Raw genomic sequence first — 2,835 nt, 5'->3', positions numbered from 1 at the left:
TGTCAATGGCCGTTCGGAACTCCCCGTAGGCGGCCTTGAGATCTCCCCGTAGGCGGCCATGGTGTGTTCCCCAACGGCGGCCAGATAGTTCCCCGCCGTTGGTGCTGGTCAGGGTCAGGAGAAGGGCTTCACCCCCTGCCCGGAGGTCGCTTGGGCGAGACGGAAGCTGTCACCCTGGGTGACCACGACATGGGCGTGGTGAAGGAGCCGGTCGACCGTGGCGGTGGCCAGGGTCTTGGGCATGATCTCGTCGAAGCCGGAGGGGTGCAGGTTGCTGGAGACGGCCAGCGAGCGTCTCTCGTAGGCGGCGTCGACCAGGCGGTAGAAACCCTCGGCGGCGTCGGGTGAGACGGGCAGCAGGCCGATGTCGTCGATGATGACCAGGTCGGAGCGGATCAGGCGGGTCAGCGCGCGTGCGATGGAGTCGTCGACGCGGTGGCGCCGGACCAGGACGCCGAGGTCTTCGATGGTGAACCAGGCGACGCTCAGCCCGGCTTCGACGGCGGCCTGGCCGAGAGCCTCGCAGAAGTGGGATTTGCCGGTGCCCGATGGGCCGCAGATGCACAGGTTCTCGCGGCGCCCGATCCATTCGAGGCTTTTGAGGGCGTCCTGGGTCGGATGCGGGATGGGCGAGGCGGTCTCGTCCCAGTCGCCGAAGGTCTTGCCGGCGGGGAACCCGGCCCGTTTGCGGCGGGTGGCCAGGTTGGCTCGGTCGCGTCCGGCGGCCTCTTCGGCGAGCAGGACCCGGACGACCTCGGCGGGGTCCCAGCGCTGAGCCTTGGCGGTGGGCATCAGGTCGGGAAGGGCGCGGCGGATGTGGGGCAACTTGAGCCGGCGGGTGAGTTCGATCGCCTCGGCCAGGGGGTCCCCGGCCGAGCCGGGGACGGTGCGCAGCGGTGCGGTCATCGGATCGGGTCCTTGTCTGTCATGGTGCCGTTGCCGGCGGCCGATTCGGCCAGACGGCATCGCAGGAGTCCGGCGTGATAGCGCAGGTCGTCCAGCACAGTGCCGGTGAGGTGGCCGGTGGTTCCTGCGTGCCGGGCCTCCAGGTGGTCGATGGCCGTGGTCAGGGTGCGGTGCAGGTCCCGGGCGACCCACCTGCGCATGCTGAGCGGTGCCCAGTCCGGGGCGGGGCCGGGCCTCACGCCCGCCCGCCCGGGCCGTCGGTGTCGAGGGCATCGGTGTCGGGGCCGTCGGTGTCGGGAGCAGGGCGGGGAATGGTGCCGAAGGCGGCCCAGGCGGAGGTGCCGGGCTGCAGGCTGTGGTCCTCGCCGGGCCGGGTCGGTTCGGCATCGCCCTGGCGGGCCTGGTAGTCCAGGATCGACAGCAGATCCTTGCCGGTGAACCGGCCGGTGATCGCGGCGGTGCCCAGGGCGCGGTCGACGGCAGCGGGCGAGTGCAGCTTGGACAGTGCGACGGACTCGGCCATCTGGTGGCCGATCCGGCGGGTGCCCGCGGCGGCGGCCTCCACCAGCCACGACGCCGCTCCGGGGCCCAGCATCAAGAACGCGGCCTCGGCGGCGTTGGTGGCCTTCGGAGTGCGGTCGGCGTCTTTGTCGTCGCGGGGCGGATAGTGCGCGGTGTCGATGACCGGTGTCCCCGCGGTGCCGCGGCGGTGGCGTGCGACCTCGGCAGCGGCGCCGTCGCCGGCCACCGCGGTGACGATCAACTCGTCGCCGTGGAAGCGGGCCCAGACGCGGGTGTCGACCAGGCGGTGCGGGACCGAGTAGCGCACCCCCTCGACCGAGATGGTGCAGTCCCAGTTCACCCGGCGGGTGGTGCCGAACGCCGCGGTGAACGGCGCCCGCGGCAGCGGGTGCAGCCGCTGGCGTTCCTGGGCCAGCAGCTCGGTCGGCTTGCGGCGGGTCTCGCGGTGGACACGGTCGTTGACCTCGTCGCAGAACGCCCGGCAAGCGCTCTCCAACTGCGAGAACGTCCGGTACTCGGCCAGCAGGTTCACCTCGGTGGGCACCAGGTCGGCCTTGGCGATCCGCACCGTCGCCTCCGAGCCGCCCTTGGACTCGGGATCGGCCGGGACACAGGTGCGGATGGTCATGCCGTAGTGCTTGGCGACCTCGACGATCTCGGCGTTGCGGACCGCGATCCCCGCGACATGGCCGGTGGTGACGGTCTTCTCGTTGTCGGTCAGCGCATAGGCCGGGACCCCGCCGATCCGCCGCAGCGTCGCGTCCAGGCACGCGGTCACGGTCGGCAGCGTCTTGTCCCAGACCGGGATCACCACCCGAAACCGCGACCACGCCAGCCACGCGCACCACAAGATGGTCTGCCGCCCGCCGATCAGCGGGCCCCAGCCCCAGTCCCACTGCAGCCACAGCCCCGGCTCGACCGTCCACGGCCGGTAGACACGGTGGCGGCCGAGCCGATACTGGGCCTTGGCCTCGGCCACCGTGCGGCGGGTGGTGCGCTCCCCGCCGGCGAAGCCCATCGCGACGATCCGCTTATGGACCACATCGGCGCGGATCCTCCCGCGGGAGCGGACCACCAGCTCCTCGATCTTGGGCAGGTAGGCGTCGATCGCCCGCTCCCGGTGCCGCCGCTGCTCGGGCGCCTGCCCCGCCGCGCGCATCTTCACATACCGGGCCACCGTGTGGTGGTCGCAACCGGCCAACTCGGCCGCGGCACGATAACTGCCCGTGAGGTCGTACGCCTCAAGGATCTCCATGATCTCCCTGCTGTTCTTCACCCGCCGACTCTCGCCGACCGGGAACGATCACGATCAAGCGGGGAGATATCTGGCCGTCCCTGGGGAACTTCCTGGCCATCAGTGGGGCGGTGTCTGGCCGCCTACGGGGAGCTTGTCACGGCCGCCGTCAG

General features: G+C 71.4%; 3 protein-coding genes. All 3 read right to left on the bottom strand.

Annotated elements, in window-relative coordinates:
• Positions 1 to 114: 114 nt before the first annotated feature.
• The 3 genes from istB to istA are packed head-to-tail and all read right to left on the bottom strand — an operon-like array spanning position 115 to position 2,704.
• On the bottom strand, positions 115 to 906 hold the full coding sequence (istB, locus tag E1285_RS44335) for an IS21-like element helper ATPase IstB (protein ID WP_132160907.1): 792 nt from the start codon (positions 904 to 906) through the stop codon (positions 115 to 117).
• Positions 903 to 1,145, bottom strand: a complete 243-nt coding sequence (locus E1285_RS44330; protein WP_132160906.1) for a hypothetical protein — start codon at positions 1,143 to 1,145, stop codon at positions 903 to 905. Before E1285_RS44330 ends, istB begins: the two co-directional genes overlap by 4 nt.
• Positions 1,142 to 2,704 carry an IS21 family transposase gene (istA, locus tag E1285_RS44325; protein WP_132160905.1) on the bottom strand — a complete coding sequence of 521 codons (1,563 nt, stop codon included), beginning with the start codon at positions 2,702 to 2,704 and terminating at the stop codon, positions 1,142 to 1,144. Before istA ends, E1285_RS44330 begins: the two co-directional genes overlap by 4 nt.
• Between the last annotated feature and the right edge of the window lie 131 nt (positions 2,705 to 2,835).

Source organism: Actinomadura sp. 7K507 (genome assembly GCF_004348425.1).
GTDB lineage: Bacteria > Actinomycetota > Actinomycetes > Streptosporangiales > Streptosporangiaceae > Spirillospora.
This window is presented reverse-complemented; position numbering and strand designations above follow the sequence as displayed.